Annotated in this window: 16 protein-coding genes; 7 read left to right on the top strand and 9 right to left on the bottom strand. The window is 61.2% G+C overall.

What is annotated here, in order from left to right:
- The first annotated feature begins 206 nt into the window (after positions 1-206).
- Positions 207-1,805: an ABC transporter substrate-binding protein gene (locus tag RPMA_RS06985; protein WP_211912140.1), complete on the top strand. Its 1,599-nt coding sequence runs from the start codon at positions 207-209 to the stop codon at positions 1,803-1,805.
- Positions 1,806-1,950: 145 nt separating this feature from the next.
- Here RPMA_RS06985 and RPMA_RS06980 read toward each other — a convergent pair whose 3' ends face one another.
- The 3 genes from RPMA_RS06980 to rocF all read right to left on the bottom strand — a co-directional run bounded on the left by RPMA_RS06980 (position 1,951) and on the right by rocF (position 5,027).
- Positions 1,951-3,552, bottom strand: a complete 1,602-nt coding sequence (locus RPMA_RS06980) for an alpha-amylase family glycosyl hydrolase (protein WP_211912139.1) — start codon at positions 3,550-3,552, stop codon at positions 1,951-1,953.
- Positions 3,553-3,642: 90 nt separating this feature from the next.
- Positions 3,643-3,924 (bottom strand): hypothetical protein, encoded by a 282-nt coding sequence (locus RPMA_RS06975; protein ID WP_211912138.1) that lies wholly within the window; start codon positions 3,922-3,924, stop codon positions 3,643-3,645.
- A gap of 134 nt (positions 3,925-4,058) precedes the next feature.
- On the bottom strand, positions 4,059-5,027 hold the full coding sequence (gene rocF / locus RPMA_RS06970) for an arginase (RefSeq protein WP_211912137.1): 969 nt from the start codon (positions 5,025-5,027) through the stop codon (positions 4,059-4,061).
- 151 nt (positions 5,028-5,178) lie between these two features.
- Between rocF and glgX the strand changes: the two genes are divergently transcribed.
- A complete protein-coding gene (gene glgX / locus RPMA_RS06965; RefSeq protein ID WP_211913508.1) occupies positions 5,179-7,284 on the top strand; it encodes a glycogen debranching protein GlgX in 2,106 nt (701 codons plus the stop codon).
- A gap of 141 nt (positions 7,285-7,425) precedes the next feature.
- Complete coding sequence (locus RPMA_RS06960; RefSeq protein ID WP_211912136.1) at positions 7,426-8,262, top strand: transglutaminase-like domain-containing protein; 837 nt, start codon at positions 7,426-7,428, stop codon at positions 8,260-8,262.
- 1 nt (position 8,263) lies between these two features.
- Here RPMA_RS06960 and RPMA_RS06955 read toward each other — a convergent pair whose 3' ends face one another.
- Positions 8,264-9,787, bottom strand: coding sequence for a permease (locus tag RPMA_RS06955; RefSeq protein WP_211912135.1), 1,524 nt, complete (start codon positions 9,785-9,787; stop codon positions 8,264-8,266).
- Positions 9,784-10,536: an ABC transporter ATP-binding protein gene (locus tag RPMA_RS06950; protein ID WP_211912134.1), complete on the bottom strand. Its 753-nt coding sequence runs from the start codon at positions 10,534-10,536 to the stop codon at positions 9,784-9,786. The genes RPMA_RS06955 and RPMA_RS06950 overlap by 4 nt, the downstream gene beginning before the upstream one ends.
- 246 nt (positions 10,537-10,782) lie before the next feature.
- Here RPMA_RS06950 and RPMA_RS06945 point away from each other — a divergent pair, with 246 nt between their 5' ends.
- Together RPMA_RS06945 and RPMA_RS06940 are read left to right on the top strand one after the other, a co-directional pair.
- Positions 10,783-11,475 (top strand): Crp/Fnr family transcriptional regulator, encoded by a 693-nt coding sequence (locus RPMA_RS06945; RefSeq protein ID WP_211912133.1) that lies wholly within the window; start codon positions 10,783-10,785, stop codon positions 11,473-11,475.
- Between the two features lie 177 nt (positions 11,476-11,652).
- Positions 11,653-13,614 (top strand): methyl-accepting chemotaxis protein, encoded by a 1,962-nt coding sequence (locus RPMA_RS06940; protein WP_211912132.1) that lies wholly within the window; start codon positions 11,653-11,655, stop codon positions 13,612-13,614.
- 69 nt (positions 13,615-13,683) lie between these two features.
- Here the strand turns inward: RPMA_RS06940 and RPMA_RS06935 are convergent, their stop codons facing one another.
- Positions 13,684-14,592: a LysR family transcriptional regulator gene (locus RPMA_RS06935; RefSeq protein WP_211912131.1), complete on the bottom strand. Its 909-nt coding sequence runs from the start codon at positions 14,590-14,592 to the stop codon at positions 13,684-13,686.
- Between the two features lie 250 nt (positions 14,593-14,842).
- Here RPMA_RS06935 and RPMA_RS06930 point away from each other — a divergent pair, with 250 nt between their 5' ends.
- Both RPMA_RS06930 and RPMA_RS06925 read left to right on the top strand, forming a co-directional pair.
- Positions 14,843-15,784, top strand: coding sequence for a ring-cleaving dioxygenase (locus RPMA_RS06930; RefSeq protein ID WP_211912130.1), 942 nt, complete (start codon positions 14,843-14,845; stop codon positions 15,782-15,784).
- Positions 15,781-16,419, top strand: coding sequence for an alpha/beta hydrolase (locus RPMA_RS06925; protein ID WP_211912129.1), 639 nt, complete (start codon positions 15,781-15,783; stop codon positions 16,417-16,419). The genes RPMA_RS06930 and RPMA_RS06925 overlap by 4 nt, the downstream gene beginning before the upstream one ends.
- A 202-nt stretch (positions 16,420-16,621) precedes the next feature.
- Here the strand turns inward: RPMA_RS06925 and RPMA_RS06920 are convergent, their stop codons facing one another.
- The 3 genes from RPMA_RS06920 to RPMA_RS06910 form a co-directional block, all read right to left on the bottom strand.
- Positions 16,622-18,319 carry a thiamine pyrophosphate-binding protein gene (locus RPMA_RS06920; protein ID WP_211912128.1) on the bottom strand — a complete coding sequence of 566 codons (1,698 nt, stop codon included), beginning with the start codon at positions 18,317-18,319 and terminating at the stop codon, positions 16,622-16,624.
- A gap of 199 nt (positions 18,320-18,518) precedes the next feature.
- Entirely contained in the window at positions 18,519-18,842 is a 324-nt protein-coding gene (locus RPMA_RS06915; RefSeq protein ID WP_211912127.1) for a hypothetical protein, read from the bottom strand.
- Between the two features lie 126 nt (positions 18,843-18,968).
- Positions 18,969-19,976: a class 1 fructose-bisphosphatase gene (locus RPMA_RS06910; protein WP_211912126.1), complete on the bottom strand. Its 1,008-nt coding sequence runs from the start codon at positions 19,974-19,976 to the stop codon at positions 18,969-18,971.
- Between the last annotated feature and the right edge of the window lie 4 nt (positions 19,977-19,980).

Here is a 19,980-nt window from a genome sequence, read left to right as displayed (position 1 = left end):
CTAGTCCCCTTCTTTCGATACGAATTCGGTTGGCTAATTCTGATGCAGTGCAATGCAACGCCTGTGCCAATAATCAGAGCAACGTGCGCGTGCGGTGTACATCCTCCTCCCCCGCGGCTGACTGGCGCAGGGCTTCTTGATTGGAACCAGTCTGGCACCAAGCTTGCTTAGTCGCCAACGAATGTTTTCCACATCAGGAGTCGGGGATGAGTTTTCGATTTTCTTTCGCAGGCGCAGCGTTGGCGGCTGTCATTGGCCTTGCTGCACCAGCGAAAGCCGAGACTGTCGTGCGTTATGGCATCTCGATGGCGGATGTTCCGCTCACCACGGGCCAGCCTGATCGCGGCGCCGGCGGCTATCAATTTACCGGCTACACGATCTATGATCCGCTGGTCGCATGGGAAATGGATGTCGCCGACCGCCCCGGCAAACTCATTCCCGGCCTCGCCACCGAGTGGAAGGTGGACGACAAGGACAAGACCAAGTGGCGCTTCACGCTGCGCAAGGGCGTGAAATTTCACGACGGCAGCGACTTCAATGCCGACGCAGTGATCTGGAATCTGGACAAGGTGCTGAATGAAAAGGCACCGCAATTCGACAAGCGCCAGAGTGCACAAGTCAAAACTCGCCTCCCTTCGGTCGCCAGCTACGCCAAGATCGACGACGGCACTGTCGAAATCACCACCAAGACCGTCGATTCCTTCTTCCCCTATCAGATGCTCTGGTTCCTGGTCTCCAGCCCGGCGCAATATGAAAAGGTCGGCAAGGACTGGGACAAGTTCGCGTCGCAACCCTCAGGCACAGGTCCGTTCAAGCTAACCAAGTTGGTGCCGCGCGAACTCGCCGAGCTCAGTAAGAATGCCGACTATTGGGATAAGAAGCGCGTTCCGAAAGCCGACAAGCTCGTGCTGATCCCGATGCCGGAAGCACTGACCCGCACCAATGCGCTACTCGCGGGGCAGGTCGATCTCATCGAGACACCCGCACCGGATGCCGTGCCGCAGCTCAAGGGTGCCGGCATGAAGATCGTCGATAACGTCACGCCGCATGTCTGGAACTATCATCTCAGCGTGCTGCCGGGCTCGCCCTGGACCGATGTACGCCTGCGTAAAGCGCTCAACCTCGCGATCGATCGCGATGGCGTGGTGGCGCTGATGAATGGTCTCGCCAAGCCGGCGATTGGTCAGGTCGATCCGTCCAGCCCATGGTTCGGCAAGCCGAACTTCAAGATCAAATATGATCTCGCCGAGGCTAAGAAGCTGGTGAAGGAAGCCGGCTATGGTCCGGAGAAACCGCTGAAAGCGACCTTCATCATCGCCAATGGCGGCACCGGCCAGATGCTGTCGCTGCCGATCAACGAATTCCTGCAGCAAAGCTTCAAGGAGATCGGCATCGAGATCGAGTTCAAGGTGGTGGAGCTCGAGGTCCTCTACACCGCGTGGCGCAAGGGCGCGGCCGACGAGAGCATGAAGGGCATCACTTCCAACAACATTGCCTATGTCACCTCGGATCCGCTTTACGCCATTGTCCGCTTCTTCCATTCCGGTCAGATCGCACCTGTGGGCGTAAACTGGGGCGGCTACAAGAACCCGAAGGTCGATGCGCTGATCGACGAGGCGAAGAACAATTTCGATCCGAAGAAGCAGGACGAATTGCTCGCGGAAGCCCATGCGCAGATCGTCGATGACGCCACGCTGGTCTGGGTCGTCCACGACACCAACCCGCATGCGCTGTCACCGAAGGTGAAGAAGTTCGTGCAAGCCCAGCACTGGTTCCAGGACCTGACGACGATCGGATTGGATTGAGCCGATAACGTAGCGACAAACGAAAACGCCGCCGGGCAACCGGCGGCGTTTGCATTGGTAGCCCGGATGGAGCGCAGCGTAATCCGGGAACAGAATTCGTTGAGACGCCGATCCCGGATTGCGCTGCGCTCCATCCGGGCTACGATCACCTCAATCGCACGATCACGCCTTCGTTGCCGCGCAGCTCAAGGAGACCCGGCACGTTTTCGCCGTCGCGGTCCAGCTCCGTCGATATCAGCACCTCCCCCGCCCCTACATGCAGCGACGCCGGCTCGCTGGTGAAATTCAGCGCGATCAGAAGCGACTGGTCATCATAGGTCCGGCGATAGGCAAGCACGGCATCCTGCGTCTCCACCGGATCGTAGCTGCCAAACACCAGCTCCGTTGTCCGCTTGCGTAAAGCAATCAGCTTTACATAAAGGCTGAGGATCGAGCGCGGATCAACCGCCAGCGCCGCGGCATTGTTTTCGCGAAAATCGTCATCGAGCGGCAGCCACGGCACGCCGGATGTGAAACCGGCATTCGCACTCGCGGCCCATTGCATCGGCGTGCGACAACCGTCGCGGCCGACGCCGATCCCCGGCACGTTCTTCTCAAACGAGTCCTGCACCTGATCCGGCGCAATCGGCACGTGCCGCATGCCGATTTCGTCGCCGTAATACAGCGTTGACGTGCCGCGCAGCGTCAGCAACAGCATCGCCGCAACGCGCGCTTGCGCCTCACCCACCCTTGTCGCCACGCGCGGCCGATCATGATTGCCGAGCACCCAATTCGGCCACGCGCCAAGCGGCAAGGCCGCTTCATAGCGTGCGATCAGATCGGCAATGTCCGGCGCGTGCCACGGCGCCGACAACAGCGCGAAATTGAACGGCAGATGCGCACCACCAAGGTCTTCGCCGTAATAGGCCACCAGCCGATCGATGGGCAGATAGACCTCGCCGATCAACACCCGATCCTCGAACTCGTCCACCACCTGCCGCATCTCGGCGACGACATCCTGCGTTTCCGGCCGATCGGCGGAATACAGCGTGATCAGCGTCTCATGCGGCGGACGGCCGGCGACATAGTTCGGATTGACGGGATTGTCACGATACTGATCGTCCTTGATCAGGTGCCAGATCACGTCGACACGAAAACCATCGACCCCGCGCCGCATCCAGAACCGCATCACCTCATAAATGGCATCGCGCACATCGGGATTGCGCCAGTTGAGATCGGGCTGCCGATCGAGGAAGGCGTGGTAGTAATATTGCTCGGTCGCTTCGTCATAGGCCCACGCACTGCCGCCGAATTCGGACAGCCAGTTGGTGGGGGCACTGCCGTCAGGCTTCGGATCGCGCCAGATATACCAGTCGCGCTTCGGGTTTTCTCGCGATGACCGGCTCTCCAGAAACCATGGATGCGCATCCGATGTGTGGTTCGGTACGAGATCGAGAATGATCCTGAGGCCCTGCGCATGCGCGGCTTCCACCAGCGCGTCGAAATCCGCGAGCGTGCCGAACAGCGGATCGATGTCGATATAATCGGAAATGTCGTAGCCGAAATCCGCCATCGGCGATGGGAAGATCGGTGAAATCCAGATCGCATCGACGCCGAGTTGGTGCAGATAGGGCAGCCGGCCGATGATGCCCTTGAGATCGCCGACGCCGTCGCCATTGGCGTCCTGGAATGAGCGCGGATAGATCTGATAAATGGTGCCGGCCTGCCACCAGATGGATGCAGCGGTTGCTTTGCTTGAACTGGTCATGATGCGGATTGAACCCGACAGAATGAGCTAAAATCGGCACGAAAAAGCGGCCCTTCCGAGAAAGGGCCGCCGAATCGCAGTGTTCAAATCCTAGTAGCGTTCGATGACAGTTCGACGCTCGACGCCACCGTCATAGTAGCCACGGTCACGGTCGCGGCTGCGCTTGATGATCACCGTCTCGTTGCGATCGCGACGGTCGCGATAGTAATCGCGGTCATAGTCGCGATGGTAACGATCGCGGCCCACGGCGCCTACGGTAACACCGCCCGGGCCGACACCCACACCGATTTCCTGTGCGCTTGCGGTGGTGACCGGAAGTGCGGTGCCGATACTCGCCGCAGCCACGGCGACAATGGCAAGATGCTTGATCATGACCTGCTCCTCAGTTGCGTAACGATGAGGAAGCAATCCGGCGTGGCGCTGATCGTTCCAGCACGATGTTACGAAACCGTTAGATAATGCCGGCATCGCCGGGGAACGAAATACGCGCTGGATGCGCGATTTATTCACTCCGCCGGTATGATCGCATTCGTCGGCGTCGGCCGGTCGGTGATCTGCTGGCCGAACAGGCTGCCGACCAGCTCGACCATCACCCGCGCCGTGCGGCCCCGTTCATCGAGGAACGGATTGAGCTCCACCACATCCAGCGAGCACATCAGCCCGCTATCGTGCAATACCTCCATGATGAGATGGGCCTCGCGATAGGTGGCGCCACCATGCACCATGGTGCCGACGCCGGGTGCTGTGATCGGGTCGAGAAAATCCACATCCAGCGAGACATGCAGCACGCCGTTGCGCGCCTTCACGCGATCGATGACACGGCGGATCAACACGCCGACGCCGAATTCGTCGATCTGCCGCATGTCGATGAGCGAGATTCCGCGTTGCTTCACCAGCTCCTTTTCAAGCTTATCGATGGAGCGGATGCCGAACAGATCAAGCCGATCGGTCGTAATCGATGCGCGCGGCTCCTCGCCGAGCAGGCCATCAAGCCCGGGCTCGCCGCACAGGAACGCCGCCGACATGCCGTGCATATTGCCTGTGATGGTGGTCTCTGGCGTGTTGTAATCGGCATGGGCATCGAGCCACAGCACGAACAGTTCGCGCCCCTGCGCATGCCAATGCCGCGCGACGCCGTTCACCGAGCCCATTGAGAGGCTGTGATCGCCGCCGATGAAGATGGGCAATGCGCCAGATGCCGCCAATACATGGGCTTTCGCACTGAGCGCCTGAACATAAGCCTGGATCTCACGATAGTGCTTGGCATTGGCCGGCACCGCGTCATGGCTCATAGGATTTTTGGGCGGCGCGAGATTGCCGTGATCCTCAACGGCAAAACCCAGTTCTTCCAGAAGCGGCTTGAGCCCAGCCGTTCGCATCGCATCCGGCCCCATCAGCGTTCCGAGCTGTGACGCGCCAATCTCGACGGGTGCCCCCAGCAGGGCAATGCGGTTCGGGCGGAACGGTTGACTCATCAGCAGGCTCCTCGGCTTTCACCGCACCTGTCATCACGGCGCGGCGAAATCGTGAAAATAATGTCCGAAATACGCTTTCCGCAGTGCAACGCAATCGAACGCTCGCCGTTATAATGCGCGTTTCATTCCAATATTTTGACCGAACGGGGCAATCGTGAGCAAAGCTGTCGAGGAAGGCCTTCCCTATCCGCTGGGTGCGCATTGGGACGGTAACGGGACCAACTTCGCGCTGTTCTCCGCCAACGCCACCAAGGTCGAGATCTGCCTGTTCGATGGTGACAAGGAAACCCGGATCGAGCTGCCCGAATATACCGACGAAATCTTTCACGGCTATCTGCCGGATGTCGGCCCCGGCCAGTATTACGGCTATCGCGTCCATGGCCCTTACGAGCCCGAAAAGGGCCACCGCTTCAATCCGAACAAGCTGCTGCTCGATCCCTATGCGCGCGCCCATGCCGGCACGCTGACATGGGACCCGGCTGTGTTCGGCTACAAGATGGAGACCGGCGACGATCTCACCTTCGACGAGCGCGACAGCGCGCCCTTCATGCCAAAATGCGTGGTGGTCGATCGCGACTTCGACTGGACCGGTGAAGCCGGCCGCCAGCCGGTGCCGTGGGATCGCACCATCGTTTACGAGACCCATGTGAAGGGTTTTACAAAACTCAATCCGAATGTGCCGGAAAAGCTGCGCGGCACCTATGCAGGTTTCGGCGCAAAAGCTTCTATCGACTATCTCCGAGATCTCGGCATCACCTCGGTCGAACTGTTGCCCGTCCACACCTTTATCAATGACGACTATCTGCTGAAGAAAAAGCTGGTGAATTACTGGGGCTACAACACCATCGGCTTCTTCGCGCCCGATCCGCGATACGCCTCGGACGTCCCGAACTCGCTGCGCGAATTCAAGGAGATGGTTGCGGCGCTGCATGCCGGCGGGCTCGAGGTCATTCTTGACGTGGTCTACAACCATACAGCCGAAGGCAACGAACTCGGCCCGACGCTGTCATTCAAGGGCATCGACAATGCCAGCTATTACCGGCTGATGCCGGATAAGCCGCGCTACTACATCAACGACACCGGCACCGGCAACACCGTCAATCTCTCCCATGCCAGTGTCATTCGCATAGTGACGGACAGCCTGCGCTACTGGGTGCGCGAGATGCATATCGATGGCTTCCGCTTCGATCTCGGCACCATTCTGGCGCGCGAGGTCTATGGCTTCACCGAACAGAGCGGCTTCCTGAAAGCCGTCAATCAGGATCCGCTGCTCACCACGGTGAAGCTGATCGCCGAGCCATGGGATATCGGCCCCGGCGGCTATCAGGTCGGCGGCTTCCCGCCCGGCTGGGCCGAATGGAACGACAAGTTTCGCGACACCACGCGTGACTTCTGGCGCGGCGAAGCGCCGGTGGCTGATCTCGCGCCGCGGCTCGTCGCCTCCGGCGACATGTTCAACCATCAGGGCCGCCGCGCCTGGGCCAGCGTCAATTTCGTCACCGCCCATGACGGCTTCACGCTGAACGACAATTTCAGCTACAACGAGAAGCACAATGAAGCGAATGGCGAGGACAACAAGGACGGTCACTCGCATAACCGCTCGTGGAATTGCGGCGTGGAAGGCCCGACCGACGACAAGGATATCATCGCGCTGCGCGAGCGCCAGAAGCGCAACATGCTGGCGACGCTTCTCTTCGCCCAGGGCACGCCGATGCTGCTCGGCGGCGACGAATTCGGACGCACCCAGAAGGGCAACAACAACGCCTACTGCCAGGACAGCGAGATTTCCTGGTTCGACTGGAAGTGGACGAAAGAAGGCAAGGACCTCCACGCCTTCACCAAGCGCCTGATCAGCCTGCTCGACGATTGCTCGGTGCTGCGCCGCTCACGCTTCCTCACCGGTGAGCACGATCCGCATCTGGATGTGCGTGACGTCACCTGGATCAACGCCAATGGCGGGCCGATGCAGGAAGAGCACTGGAAGGACGGCAACGTCAAATGCTTCGGCATGTTGCTGGATGGCCGCGCGCAGAAGACTGGCATCCGCAAGCAGGCCGACGATCAGACCATGCTGCTGATCTTCAATGGCTTCGAGGGGCTGGTGGATTTCACCATGCCCGAGGCTTTCGGCGGCAAGGGTTGGGAACTGCTGGTCGATACCAACATCCCGGATGCGCCGGGCGGACAGACCTTCCCGTTCGGCGAGATGTATCAGGTGACGGGGCGCTCGCTCTTACTGCTGACGTTGCGAAAGTGAAACCCGGGCAGCGGCAGCATCTCGCTGCCGCTGCTCACAATTCCCGCAAACTGCCCGCTTTTTGCCGCGGAACGAAGCTGCGCAGCTGAACTTGTCTGACATACTCTATCGGCATGGCAATGCGGCCACGGGAGACGTCAGGTGCAGATCCGCGCGGGTTACGATATCGCGTTCGAGTTCGATCAAGAGACTGCGGTCGTGCTGATGCTCAGCATCCATCCCGATCGCGAGCAAGACCTCCTCAGCCCGCATCAGATCCGCCTCTCCCGCGAAATCCCGCTCCACGATTATCACGACATCTACGGCAATACGTGTACCCGTTTGGTGGCGCCAGCCGGGCCACTGACCATCAGCAACAGCTTTCTCATCTCCGACAGCGGCCTCCCCGAATTGCCGCCGCCGCCGGGCAAACTGACGCCGGTCGGTGATTTGCCCGACGACACTCTGATTTATCTGCTCGGCAGCCGCTATTGCGACACGCAGAAACTGTTTGATCTCGCTCTGGCGGAGTTCAACGGCATAGAGGATGGCGCGCGACTGGTGCAGGCGATCGTCGACTACGCACATCACCGGATCGAATTTGGCTATCATCACGCGCGGAACGACCGGACGGGCTTCGAGGCGCATGAGGAGCGCATCGGCGTCTGCCGGGATTTCGCGCATCTTGCCGTCACGCTGTGCCGCTGTATGAATATCCCCGCGCGCTACTGCACCGGCTATCTCGGCGATATCGGCGTCCCCATCGATCCCGCACCGATGGATTTCAGCGCCTGGTTCGAAGTCTATCTGCTAGGCCAATGGTACACATTGGACGCCCGCCACAACGAGCCACGCATCGGCCGTATCGTGATGGCCCGCGGTCGTGACGCCGCCGACGTCGCCATCTCAACCGCCTTCGGCAAGCCACTGCTAACGCGTTTCGAAGTCGTGACCGATGAAGTGGCGGACACGCCGACGTCGGCCAAGAAAGTCGCCTGATCTAGGCCCTGTTCGGGCTGAGCTTCCACGCCAGTGCGACAATGCCGGTCGTGAGAATGCCAGCAATCGCCCCCGCGATTGGCAGCAACAGTGTGAGAACGGCCGTCGCCGCCCAACCGATCGAGGAGAAGGCTTCGGCAAAGGTGGCGATACGTGACGAGGTCTGGCGTCGCCGGAACTGGCTGCGTTTCGCCTGGACGCGAAACCAGAGTTGGATCGATGTGGCCGAGCCGGCAGCGATGACGACGGCCAATGCGGTCACCAGCGCCATCCGGATCGACACCAATGCCATCGCGCTGACCAGCGGGACGAAGATGGCAACGATCACCATCAGCACTACTTCGATCTTCGCAGTCAACAATGCCGACGCGGGGAGCGGCGCAGTCGCAACAAGGTCAGCCGCATCCTCGCCTGAAATCGTCAGCCAGGCGAGGCCGCCCGCCAGTTGCCCGGCAGCCATCACGATCACCGGCACCAGGACGACAAATGCGCTCGGTCCTTCACCGAAGCTTCGCCACAGCATGAGCGCCGGCGGAAGCAGGTAAAGCAATTGCATCAGCGCCTGCGACATCAGCCACGGGTCTCGCCAGAGCAAAACCAACTCTTTTCGCCGCAACGCCCGCCGCCGCGACATGCCGCGAAACGGCCCGGCGCGACCGCCTCTCCGCGACGCGAGCTGAGGCGACGCACTCGCGATGTACTGGCTGAAATGCGGCGCGAACACCGACATTACGAGCCCAAGCAAAAGCAATGCGCCAGCCAGCAGCGGCAGCAGCGCACCGACATCACCAAGCATCGCGCGCGCAGGCCACCATGCGATGCTGTTCACATCCGGCGCGAATGCCGCAACCGCATCCGAGGTCAGAACGGCGAAGCGCGACAGCGTGCCATAGGACAGGATTGCCCCGACTTGCAGCGCAATCACGAAGCCTGCCCCCGTCACTGCAGAAATGATCTGGGCGACAAGACGCGTCCGCGCCGGACCGAACACACGGAACAACGCCACAGCAATGGCAATCGCGCAGGCGGAGGCTGACAGCCCCATGGTCACGACGACGGCATAGGCAGAGAACCATCGCAGTCCGCCGCCGATCACCAATACGTTGATGAATGGGGTCGCGAGCATGGTGGCCATCGCCGTGACCGTGAGCGCGATTGCCGCGATGCGAACCGAAAACACATGTGAAAGCGGCGCCGGCGACGATACGATGAGATCGAGATCAGCGCGCGCATAGAAGACCCGCGTCACCGACTCGATCGCCTGCGACAGGATCAGCGCCCAGGCCAGAAAGATGCTCGCCGTGATGATGATGGATGTCGGTTGATCCAGCGGCGTAGCGACATCCGCGAACCGGCCGATCACCGCATAGGCTGGCAAATGCAGAAAGATCACAAATGCCAGCAGCAACAGCACCGCGCTGCGCCGTCGCCCCTTGCGGCCACCGGTCATCATCGCGATCACCTCGCGCCAACCGAGGCGAAGTTCGTGACGCGTGAACCACATGGCGCTCATGGGCGCATTCATGCAGCGGCCGGTGCATTTTCGATAAGGGCGACGAACATATCCTCGAGACTCGTATCGCTCTGTCCGATTTTCTGGCGAAGCTCTGCGAGTGTGCCTTCAGCGATCAACCGTCCCTGGGCAATCACGCCAATCCGATCTGCCATCCGCTCGGCAACTTCGAGAATATGCGTGGTCATGATCACAGTGCATCCGTCTCGCACACGGCCTTGCAAAAGCCCTTTGACATGGCGGGCCGAGACGGCGTCGAGCCCCGTGAGCGGCTCATCGAGAATAATCAGGCGCGGATCATGCACGAGCGCGCCGGCGAGCGCCACTTTCTGGCGCATCCCCTTGGAAAAGCCTTCGCACCGTTCGTGTTGATGCGCTGCGAGCCCGAGCGACAGAAGCAGATCTTCCGCTGACTGCTCCGCAATGCGGGGATCACATCCCCACAGGCCCGCGATGAATTCGAGATATTCGCGTGGCGTCAGCTTGTCGTAGATCATCGGCTCATCCGACACCCACGCCATCACCTGCTTTGCAGCCACGGGGTCCGCGAGAGCATCGCGTCCGGCGATCGCAATCATCCCGGCATCCGGCGGCAGCAAGCCTGCGACCATTCTCAGGGTTGTGGTCTTGCCCGCGCCATTGGCGCCAAGAAGCGCGTAAAACTCTCCGGCATAAACCGTAAGATCGAGCGCATCGACCGCCACGCGATCGAAACGTTTCGTTAATCCTCGCACCTCGAGAACGGAAGTCGGCGTGGTCATTGCGGAGCCCATGATAGTCGGCAGGTAGCATGACGCGAAGTCGTTTCGCCCCGGTGAATTCGATTGACTGAATTAGCTACCGATACGCTTTCTCATGCGGAGCTATGTACCCATCAGATTCGATGGATTCATCATGCAGTGCAGTTCTCGCAGACAATCCTTTTCAACCGAAATTCAATTCTCTAAAAATCTGACAGATCAGTACAACTGAAAATAGATCGTTCCGATCGTGATCAGGAGATGCCCATGACGCGACATGCCGTCCTGAAAGCCCCCACGGAATTCGACTTCGAGATTCCTTATTTCCTGTCCCAGCCCGGCGCGGGCAAGATCATCCATGACTACAGGAAGAACGACGCCATCTATAGTCAGGGCGATAGCGCCGACACCGTGTTCTTCATCTTGAACGGGCGTATCAAGCTCACGGTGCTCTCCGAGCAAGGCAAGGAAGCCGTCGTGGGCCTGTTGGAGGCCGGACAGTTTTTCGGTGAGTGCTGTTTGAATGGCATTCCCTTGCAGACCGCGACGGCGACCGCGATGGAAAACTGCACGATCACATCCATCACCAAGTGCACGATGCTTGCAGCGCTGCGTGACGACCCCGCAATGACCGATTTTTTCATGTCCTATCTGATCGCGCGCAACAGCCGCATCGAGGAGGATCTTGCCGACCAGCTGTTCAATTCGAGCGAAAAGCGCCTTGCGCGCCTGCTCACCATCCTCGCCCGCTTTGGCGACGACGGCAGCAGCAAGCCGATCGATATCGACATCAGTCAGGAGACGCTTGCCGAGATGGTCGGCACCACCCGGTCACGGGTCAGCTACTTCATGAACAAGTTCCGGCGTCTCGGCTTTATCAGCTATGATGACCGGATTCAGGTTCACGAGTCCCTTCTGGACGCGATGATGAGCGACAAAATGGAGCCAGAGGGCGCGTAGCCGGCTGGTGAAAGCATCATTGTTCGCCAGACGGACTTTGCGACCCTTGCGATGCTTCACCGCATAACCTGAGCAAAAAAGGTAATTAAGGCCTCCTTCATCGCAACCCCCTATGGCTGTCAACGTGGGGAAATTACGACCGCGGCCAATTTCAGGTCACGGCGAAGGGGCAGAAGAATGCACTTACTTAAGTCGATTTCGGCACGAATGATCGTTGCCATCACACTGGTTGCTGCAGGTTCTTGCGCGGCTTTGGCCGCTTTCAGCATGTGGCAGCAACAAGCGATCATCGACACGGCGCTGGATCGCGAAGCGCATGATGACTATGCCAATCTCACCGCTGCGCTGAATGCCGAAACCCGCACGCTTCTTTCCGTCGCGGAATCGATCGCGTCGTCGCAGCCGATCAAGGACGCGCTCAAATCGAGTGACCGGGCCGCCCTGCTGGCGAATCTCAAGGAAGTCCATCAACGGATCAAGCCGCGCGGCCTCGAACTGATCAGCGTCCAGGTTCCCCCAGCGATCACCTTTGGCCGCATCCACAATCCCGGCACCTTTGGCGACAACGTGGCCGAGCGCCGCAAGATGGTCGTACAGGGTCTGAGCAGCAAGCAGCCGGTCGGCGGCATCGAGCCCGGCCGCGATGCGCTCAATGTCTTCGGTGTCGCGCCTGCCATGGATGGGCAGACCCTTCTCGGCACCATCGATGTCGGCGCACCGTTCGGAAAGACCTTCGTGGAGAGCATGAAGGCCCGCTTCGGCGTCGATGTCGGCATTCATCAGATCGACGGTCAGGTCGGCAAGACACTGGCTTCCACCCTGAAATCGAATGCGCCCAATGTCGAAGCTCTCCGCCGCGCGCTCGCCGGCGAGATCGTCACCAGGCACGGCGAACTCGACGGCAAGCCGGTCGCAACTACTTTCGGCGCCATCAAGAGCTTCTCGGGCGAAAATATCGCCGTGTTCGAGATCACCCGCGACACCAGTCGTTACCAGGCTTTGATGCGCTCCTCCCTCACCTGGCTCGCCATCATCTCCGGATGCGTATTGCTGCTGGCTGGCGCCGTGGCCACCTTCATGGGCCGCAGTATGGCCAAGCCGATCCATGCGCTGGAAACCGCGATGCGCGACATTGCCAATGGCAATCACACGATCGCAGTGCCCGGCGCGGGGCGCAGCGACGAAATCGGCTCCATGGCCGGTGCCGTCGAAGTGTTCAAGACCGGCTTGATCGAAACCGAACAGCTGCGCGCGGATCAGGAACGGCAGCGCGAACGCGCCCAGCATGATCGCCGCGATACGATGAATGCGCTTGCCAGCCGTTTCGAGAGCGGCGTCGGCAGCGTCGTCAGCGCTGTCAGCTCGGCCGCGACGGAACTTCGCCACACCGCGCAATCGATGGCCACCACCGCGGAAGAATCGACCAATCAGACAGCCGCCGTCGCCGCGGCATCTGAAGAGGCAACGCAGAGCGCCCAGGCCGTCGCGGCCGCGGTCGAAGAACTCAACGCTTCGATCAGCGAGATCGCCAAGCAGGTGAACGAATCCGCCCGCGTTGCCGGCGATGCCGTCTCGCAGGCCAATGTCACCAATGGCGAAGTGCAAAGCCTTGCTGAGGCCGCGCAGAAGATCGGTGACGTCGTGAAGCTGATCAGCGAGATTGCTGCGCAGACCAACCTGCTGGCGCTCAATGCGACCATCGAGGCCGCGCGTGCCGGTGAAGCGGGCCGCGGCTTCGCCGTCGTCGCATCGGAAGTGAAGGCGCTCGCGACACAGACCTCGAAAGCGACCGACGAAATCTCTGCACAGGTGAGCTCGATCCAGACCGCCACCCGCGCGTCGGTGGATTCGATCCAGAGCATCACGTCCACCATCGGCCGCGTCAGCGAGATCGCCAGCACCATCGCCGCTGCCGTCGAAGAACAGGGTGCCGCTACCCTCGAGATCGCCCGCAACGTCGCCGAAGCCGCCCGCGGCACTGGCGAAGTGTCGCAGAATATCGCAGGCGTCAATGACGCCGCGCGCGAGACCGGCATTGCCGCATCGCAGGTCGTCGACTCCGCCGGCGAACTGTCACGGAATGGCGAAGACCTGAAAACCCAGGTCGATGCATTCCTCCGCGAAGTGCGCGCGGCATAGTTCCACGTCTTCTGGGCGCTCGGCCAGTCCGGGCGCCCGGATCAAGACGCTCTTCAAGCTTCACTCGCGCTAAAGGCCGGCATCCCAGCTCGGCGTTCCCGCAAATCGCGCCACCAGAAAATCGATGAAAAGCCGAACCTTGACGGCGAGGTGACGAGTCGGCGGGTAGATCGCATAGAGCGTCAGGGGCGGCGCCCGATACGGCTTCAACACGCTTTGCAGCGTACCATCGCGCAGCGCATCACCCGCGATGAAGGTCGGCAGCAGCGCGATGCCCCTGCCCCTCACGGCAGCGTCGCGCAACACTTCCGCATTGTTGACACAGAGCGTCCAGCTCGGCTGGATCCAGTGATCGCCATCCTTGCCGGTCAGCTTCCATCGGTTGCCCGTCAGCAGAAGCCCGTAAGTGAGCAACGCATGCTTGCGCAGGTCTTCCGGGAGTTTCGGCGTGCCGTGTTCTTTCAGATAATCCGGTGAAGCACAGACGACGCGATCGATCGCGACGATCTTGCGTGCAATCAGGCTCGATGATTCCAGGTCGGCAATCCGCAGCGTCACGTCAAACCCACCCTGCATCGGATCGACCTGATCGTCCGACAGCACGAGCTGGATCTGCAGCTCTGGACATGACGCCATGAAATCTGCCACCGCCGGCCCGAGTTGCAACGTGCCGAACGACATCGGCGCATTCACCCGCAACAGCCCCCGCGGCGACGACTGCGCCTGCGCGACGGCTTGATCGGCGGCATCGATATCGGCGAGGATGGTCATCGCGCGCTCGAAATAGGTCTGGCCGGCTTCGGTCGGGCTGGCGTGGCGCGTGGTGCGGTTGAGCAGCTGCACGCCGAGACTTTCTTCCAGCTCGCCGACATATTTCGAGATTGCCGAACGCGACAACCGCAGCTGCCGCCCGGCCTCCGAAAAGCTCCCGAGTTCGACCACTTTGACGAAAGCCCTCAGGCTATCGAGTTTATCCATTCCGCATGCACTCCGGCCCTCATGGTGAGGAGGCGCGCAGCGCCGTCTCGAACCATGAGCTGGCTTGGCTCCGCTTCCATCCTTCGAGACGCGGCCAAAAGGCCGCTCCTCAAGATGAGGGGTTGAGCGATAGATTGTCCTCAAATCATAGACAGTCTTGTCACAAATCGCCAGATTGTCTTTGAACGAGAACAGACCAATTATCCGGGCAACAGAGGACGACACGCCCTCCCAAACCGGAGACAAGACCATGTCAGGCATTCATCACGTTACCGCCATCGCCGGCCCCGCGCTGCGGAATTTCGACTTCTACACCCGCGCGCTGGGCCTGCGCTTCGTCAAGAAGACCGTCAATTTCGACGATCCCGGCACCTATCACTTCTATTACGGCGACGAGGCCGGAAAGCCGGGCACGATCCTGACCTTCTTCCCGTGGGAGCATGCCGCACCTGGTCGCGGTGGTGTCGGCCAGACCCAGCAGACCGCGTTCCGCGTCCCCGCGAAGTCGCTCGGCTACTGGACGCATCGCTTCGTCGCGCAGGGTATCGCGCATGAAGCCCTGGAGAAGCGGTTCGGCGAATCCGTGCTGCCCTTCACCGATCCGGACGGCATGAGCCTCGCGCTCGTCGGCGTTCCTGGTGCGGAAGATGAAGCGGGCTGGAGCAATGGCGACATCCCGGCCGAACATGCGATCCGCGGCTTCCATGGCGTGACGCTGCTGCTGGAGAAGGCCGAGAAGACGAGCGCGATCCTCACCGACGTGTTCGGCTTCAAGGAAGTCGCCCGCGAAGGTTCGATCATCCGCCTCACCGGCGACGCCCGGGAAGGCGCCGTGGTCGACATCTACGAGGCCGGCGGCTTTCTGCCGGGTCGTCAGGGCCGCGGCTCGGTGCATCACGTCGCCTTCCGCGCCAAGGATGATGCCGAGCAGGCCGAGATGAGCCGCAAGCTTGTCGAGGTACACGGCCAGCACGTGACGGAGCAGAAGGATCGCAATTACTTCCGCTCGGTCTATTTCCGCGAACCCGGCGGCGTGCTGTTCGAGATCGCCACCGACGACCCCGGCTTCGCCGTGGACGAGCCGGTCGAACAGCTCGGGCAGAACCTGAAGCTGCCGGCTTTCCTCGAAAAGCATCGCAGCGACATCGAGCGCGTGTTGCCACCGCTCACAACGAATGAGGTGACGGCATGACCGACCTGTCTCACATGCATCGCTTCGTGCCGGGAAACCGGCACGGAGCCACTCCCCTCCTGCTGCTACACGGCACCGGCGGCGACGAGAACGATCTGTTGCCGCTCGGCCAGACCGTGGCGCCCGGCGCGTCGCTGCTATCGCCGCGCGGCCAGGTTCTCGAGAACGGCATGCCGCGCTTCTTCCGCCGCCTCGCGGAAGGCGTGTTCGACGAGCAGGATGTCCGCAACCGCGCCAACGCGCTTGCAGATTTCGTGAACGATGCCCGCAAGCGTTACGATCTGCCGGCACCGATTGCGCTCGGCTATTCAAACGGCGCGAATATCGCCGCGGCGGTGCTGCAATTGCGGCCGGAGACTTTTGCCGGAGCGATCTTGCTTCGCGCGATGGTGCCGTTGAGTGATGCGCCTGCGGTCAAGCTTACGGGCAAGCCGGTCTTGATCGTATCGGGGCAATTCGACCCGATCATCCCGACCGACAACGCTCAGCGGCTGGCTGTATCCTTGGCCAAAGCCGGTGCGGATGTGCAGCATCGCACGCTACCGGTCGGGCACCAGCTTTCGCAGGCGGACCTGAGCGTTGCCGGTGACTGGTTGCGCGGGCTCGAGAACGACATCCTCAATTCCGCCGCGTAGCACTTGTTTCTTCCCTCTCCCCCGGGCACAGCAAAGCTGTGCAGGGTGGGAAAGGGTGGATGCGCGCTTCTTCGCGCGCAGACGGGTGAGGGGTAGCCACAAGCTCAGAACTCAATCGTACCCCTCATCCGTCTTCGCTGCGCGAAGCCACCTTCTCCCACCCTGCACAGCTTCGCTGTGCTCGGGGAGAAGGAAGGGAGAGCTACAAATTCGCGCCGCTGAAGACTTCGCGATACCAGTCCGCAATCAGCTTCGGATTGATACGGCCATCGACAATGAACACGCCCTCGGCGCCATCGGCGACCCATCTCTTCACTGGCGCGAGATCGTCTACCGTCCGGACCACGCACCCATCCGCGCCATAACCTCGCGCGATCGCGGCAAAGTCGGTGACGGGAAACTGCGCCATCGCAGCCGAATAACCTTCCGGCACAAAATGGTGCACTTCGGCGCTATAGGCGCTGTCGTTGTAGATGAAGATGCAGAGACGTCGCTTGAGGCGCACCGCCGTTTCGAGCTCTGCGATGGACATCAGGAAGCCACCATCCCCCACCGCCAGCACGGTGAGACGGTTAGGCTGGACCACTGACGCACCGATCGCGCCGGCAAGGCCAAGACCGATTGACTGGAATGCAATCGGGATACACCAGCCACGGTGATCCGGCACGGACAGATAGCGCGCCGCCCAACCGACGAAATGTCCGCCATCGACAACCACATTGCGGTCACCCGGCAGTATCTCGTCCATCCGTTTGCTCAGCGTTCGCGGATCGATGTGCTCGGCAGTGCTGGTGTCGTCATAGGGCGCGTTGCGATTGCCCTTTTCATGCATCACGGCCGCAATATCGGGCGTGCGCCAGCCGACATGCGCCATGTCCTCAGTCGCCAACGCTTCCAGCAGCGCCGTGGCCACCTGAGCGGCATCTCCTTCGAGCTCAAGATCGACCGGACGATGCACGCCGATGCGGTCTTTTTCGACATCGACCTGCACGAGTTGCGCATGATCGTCGATCAGTTTGCCCTTTTTGGTCGTCCACATATTCAACGACATTCCGAAAGCGAGGATCATGTCGCTTTGCGCGATCAGCTCCGCCGCGGCCGGCGACGAGAAACCACCGGCAATGCCGAGGTTCCAGGGGTGGCCCGAAAACATGCCATGTGCCTGGATCGATGTGGCCAGCAGCGCGCCGAGTTTGTCGGCGAGATCGACCAGAAGCGGCTGCGCGTCGGCGACGACGGCGCCATGCCCGGCAAGAATGAGCGGCCGACGCGAGGACTTGATGGTCGCCACCAGCTCTTCGAACTTCGCCGCATCGAGCGTGCGGCGCGGCCTCAGTGGTGGATGCCGCTTGCCCATGGTCGCCGTGACCTGCATGTCCTGCACGTCGATCGGCAGGCTGAGCACGACCGGCTTGCGTTCTTTCAAGGCACGCGCGGCGGCGTTCCATGTTTCAAGATAGGCCGTCTGGGGATCGGTGATCTGCCGCCACTCGCCGCCGACGGAATGGACCAGTTCGGATTGATTAAAGGCAAATGCCGACCGCTTGTCGCCGGTGACGACATCGCCGGCAAGAATGAGCAGCGGCGTGTCGCTTTTGGCGGCTTCACCGATGCCGGTGATCGCATTGGTGAGACCGGGACCTGCCGTGACGCTGACGACGACCAGATTGCGCGTGAGCCGTGCGGCGACATCGGCCATGCTCACCGCACCGCCTTCATGGCGCGCTGCGACGAATTCGACGCCGAGATCGGTGAGGCCCAGCGTCACCTTGAAATTGGCGCCACCGACCAGACCGAAGCATCGAGTCGCACCGATATCAGCAATCGCCCGCGCCACTGCGCGCCATGCGGGAATTGAGTCCGGAGCGTTTACAACCATGGCGGCAGATGAAGATGTCATGAGGTCACTCTGCTACAAGCACGATGCCCACGACATTCAAGGATCGGGCCAAGAAGGTTTAGGTTTAAAGGACTTTACCATCTTTGGCCGGGATGCGCCATGATACGGGCACAACAGATCGTGAAGCGGCAATCATCTTGTGATGCCGCTTAATACAGCTGAGCCTGAAATCAGTGCAGATCGTTTAGGTGCGGCGCACTCAGGCGCGGCCGACGGCTGTCATGCTGAGCAGGTCGTCACGGCGGCGCGGGGCAGCGGCCTCTTCGAGGGAGGTGCGCAGTCCTTCGACATCGGCACCGGGCTGGGGCCGCCAGCCGCACGGGCAAAGGCCATCCTGATGCGCAGTGGCGACTTCGCGATAGGTCTGGCCGAGGGCAGATGCCAGCATCTTCATCACGACGTCCGGCGGCAGCCGTGAACTGTCGAGTACACGGCAAAAGGTCGTCATGACGGCCTGGTTGAGATAGGTCTGCGCCGAGTTTTCATCGGTGATATCAGAAACCTTGACCGGCTGTGGCAGCATGAGCTTTTCCTTCGCGACCCCGCGCCTGTCTAGGCTCTGAGATCGCGCCGCTCAACCGCTTTCCGGGCCTCGTCGCTTAGAAGCCCTGTAGCTTTGAATCGCTCCAAATGACGAAGTGTAGTTCGGCTATTCCGCCGCCTGCACGGATGCGCCATCGGCGTCGAGGTGCAATGCTTCGAGGCATGCAACCTCGTTCTTCGATCCCATGATCAGCGGAATGCGCTGATGTATCGCGGTCGGCGCTACATCGAGAATGCGCCGACGACCAGTCGTCGCTGCGCCGCCGGCCTGTTCGACGATGAACGCCATCGGATGCGCCTCATAAACAAGACGTAGGCGGCCATCGCTGTAACCCTTGCGCGCGTCGCCGGGATACAGAAACACGCCGCCGCGCACGAGAATGCGATAAGCCTCGGCAACCAACGCTGCGATCCAGCGCATGTTGAAGTTCTTGGCTTTCGCGCCATCCTTGCCGGCGAGGCACTGCTCGACGAAATCACGCACCGGCGCTTCCCAGTGGCGCTGGTTCGATGCGTTAATGGCAAATTCGGCGCAATCGGCGGAGATCTGCACATCGCTTCGGATGCGCTGATAGCGTCCGCTCGCACGATCCAGCGTAAAAATATCGACGCCATGGCCGAGCGTGAGCACCAGCGAGGTCTGGGGCCCGTAGACGACGAAGCCCGCGGCGACCTGCGCACTGCCCGGCGAGGTGAACGGCACCTTGCCGGCCACCGATGGCATGATCGAGAAGATCGTGCCCACGGTCATGTTGGTCTCGATATTCGACGATCCATCGAGCGGATCATAGGCGATATCGATGATGCCGCCGCTGTCACGAATATCCGCGGTCTCGGCTTCCTCCGAGGCCAGCGCTCCCCATGCGACATCCTTCAGCGCCGCGCGGACCATCTCGTCGGCGCGGACGTCGAGGTCTTTTTGCACGTCGCCGTCGGCGTTTTCGCTACCCTGGGTGGCGCCGGTGATCCCGGCCAGCGCGCCGCGGCCGATCAGTTCGGAAATGGCGATGGAGGCTTTGGCGAAGGCATCGACCGCCGCTGCAGTCGCCTGGCGGAGAGGGTCCTGACCGGCGAAATCGGCAGTGTGTTGAAACAGGTCGGTGCGGACGGTCATCGGG

Source organism: Tardiphaga alba, from assembly GCF_018279705.1.
GTDB lineage: Bacteria > Pseudomonadota > Alphaproteobacteria > Rhizobiales > Xanthobacteraceae > Tardiphaga > Tardiphaga alba.
This window is presented reverse-complemented; position numbering and strand designations above follow the sequence as displayed.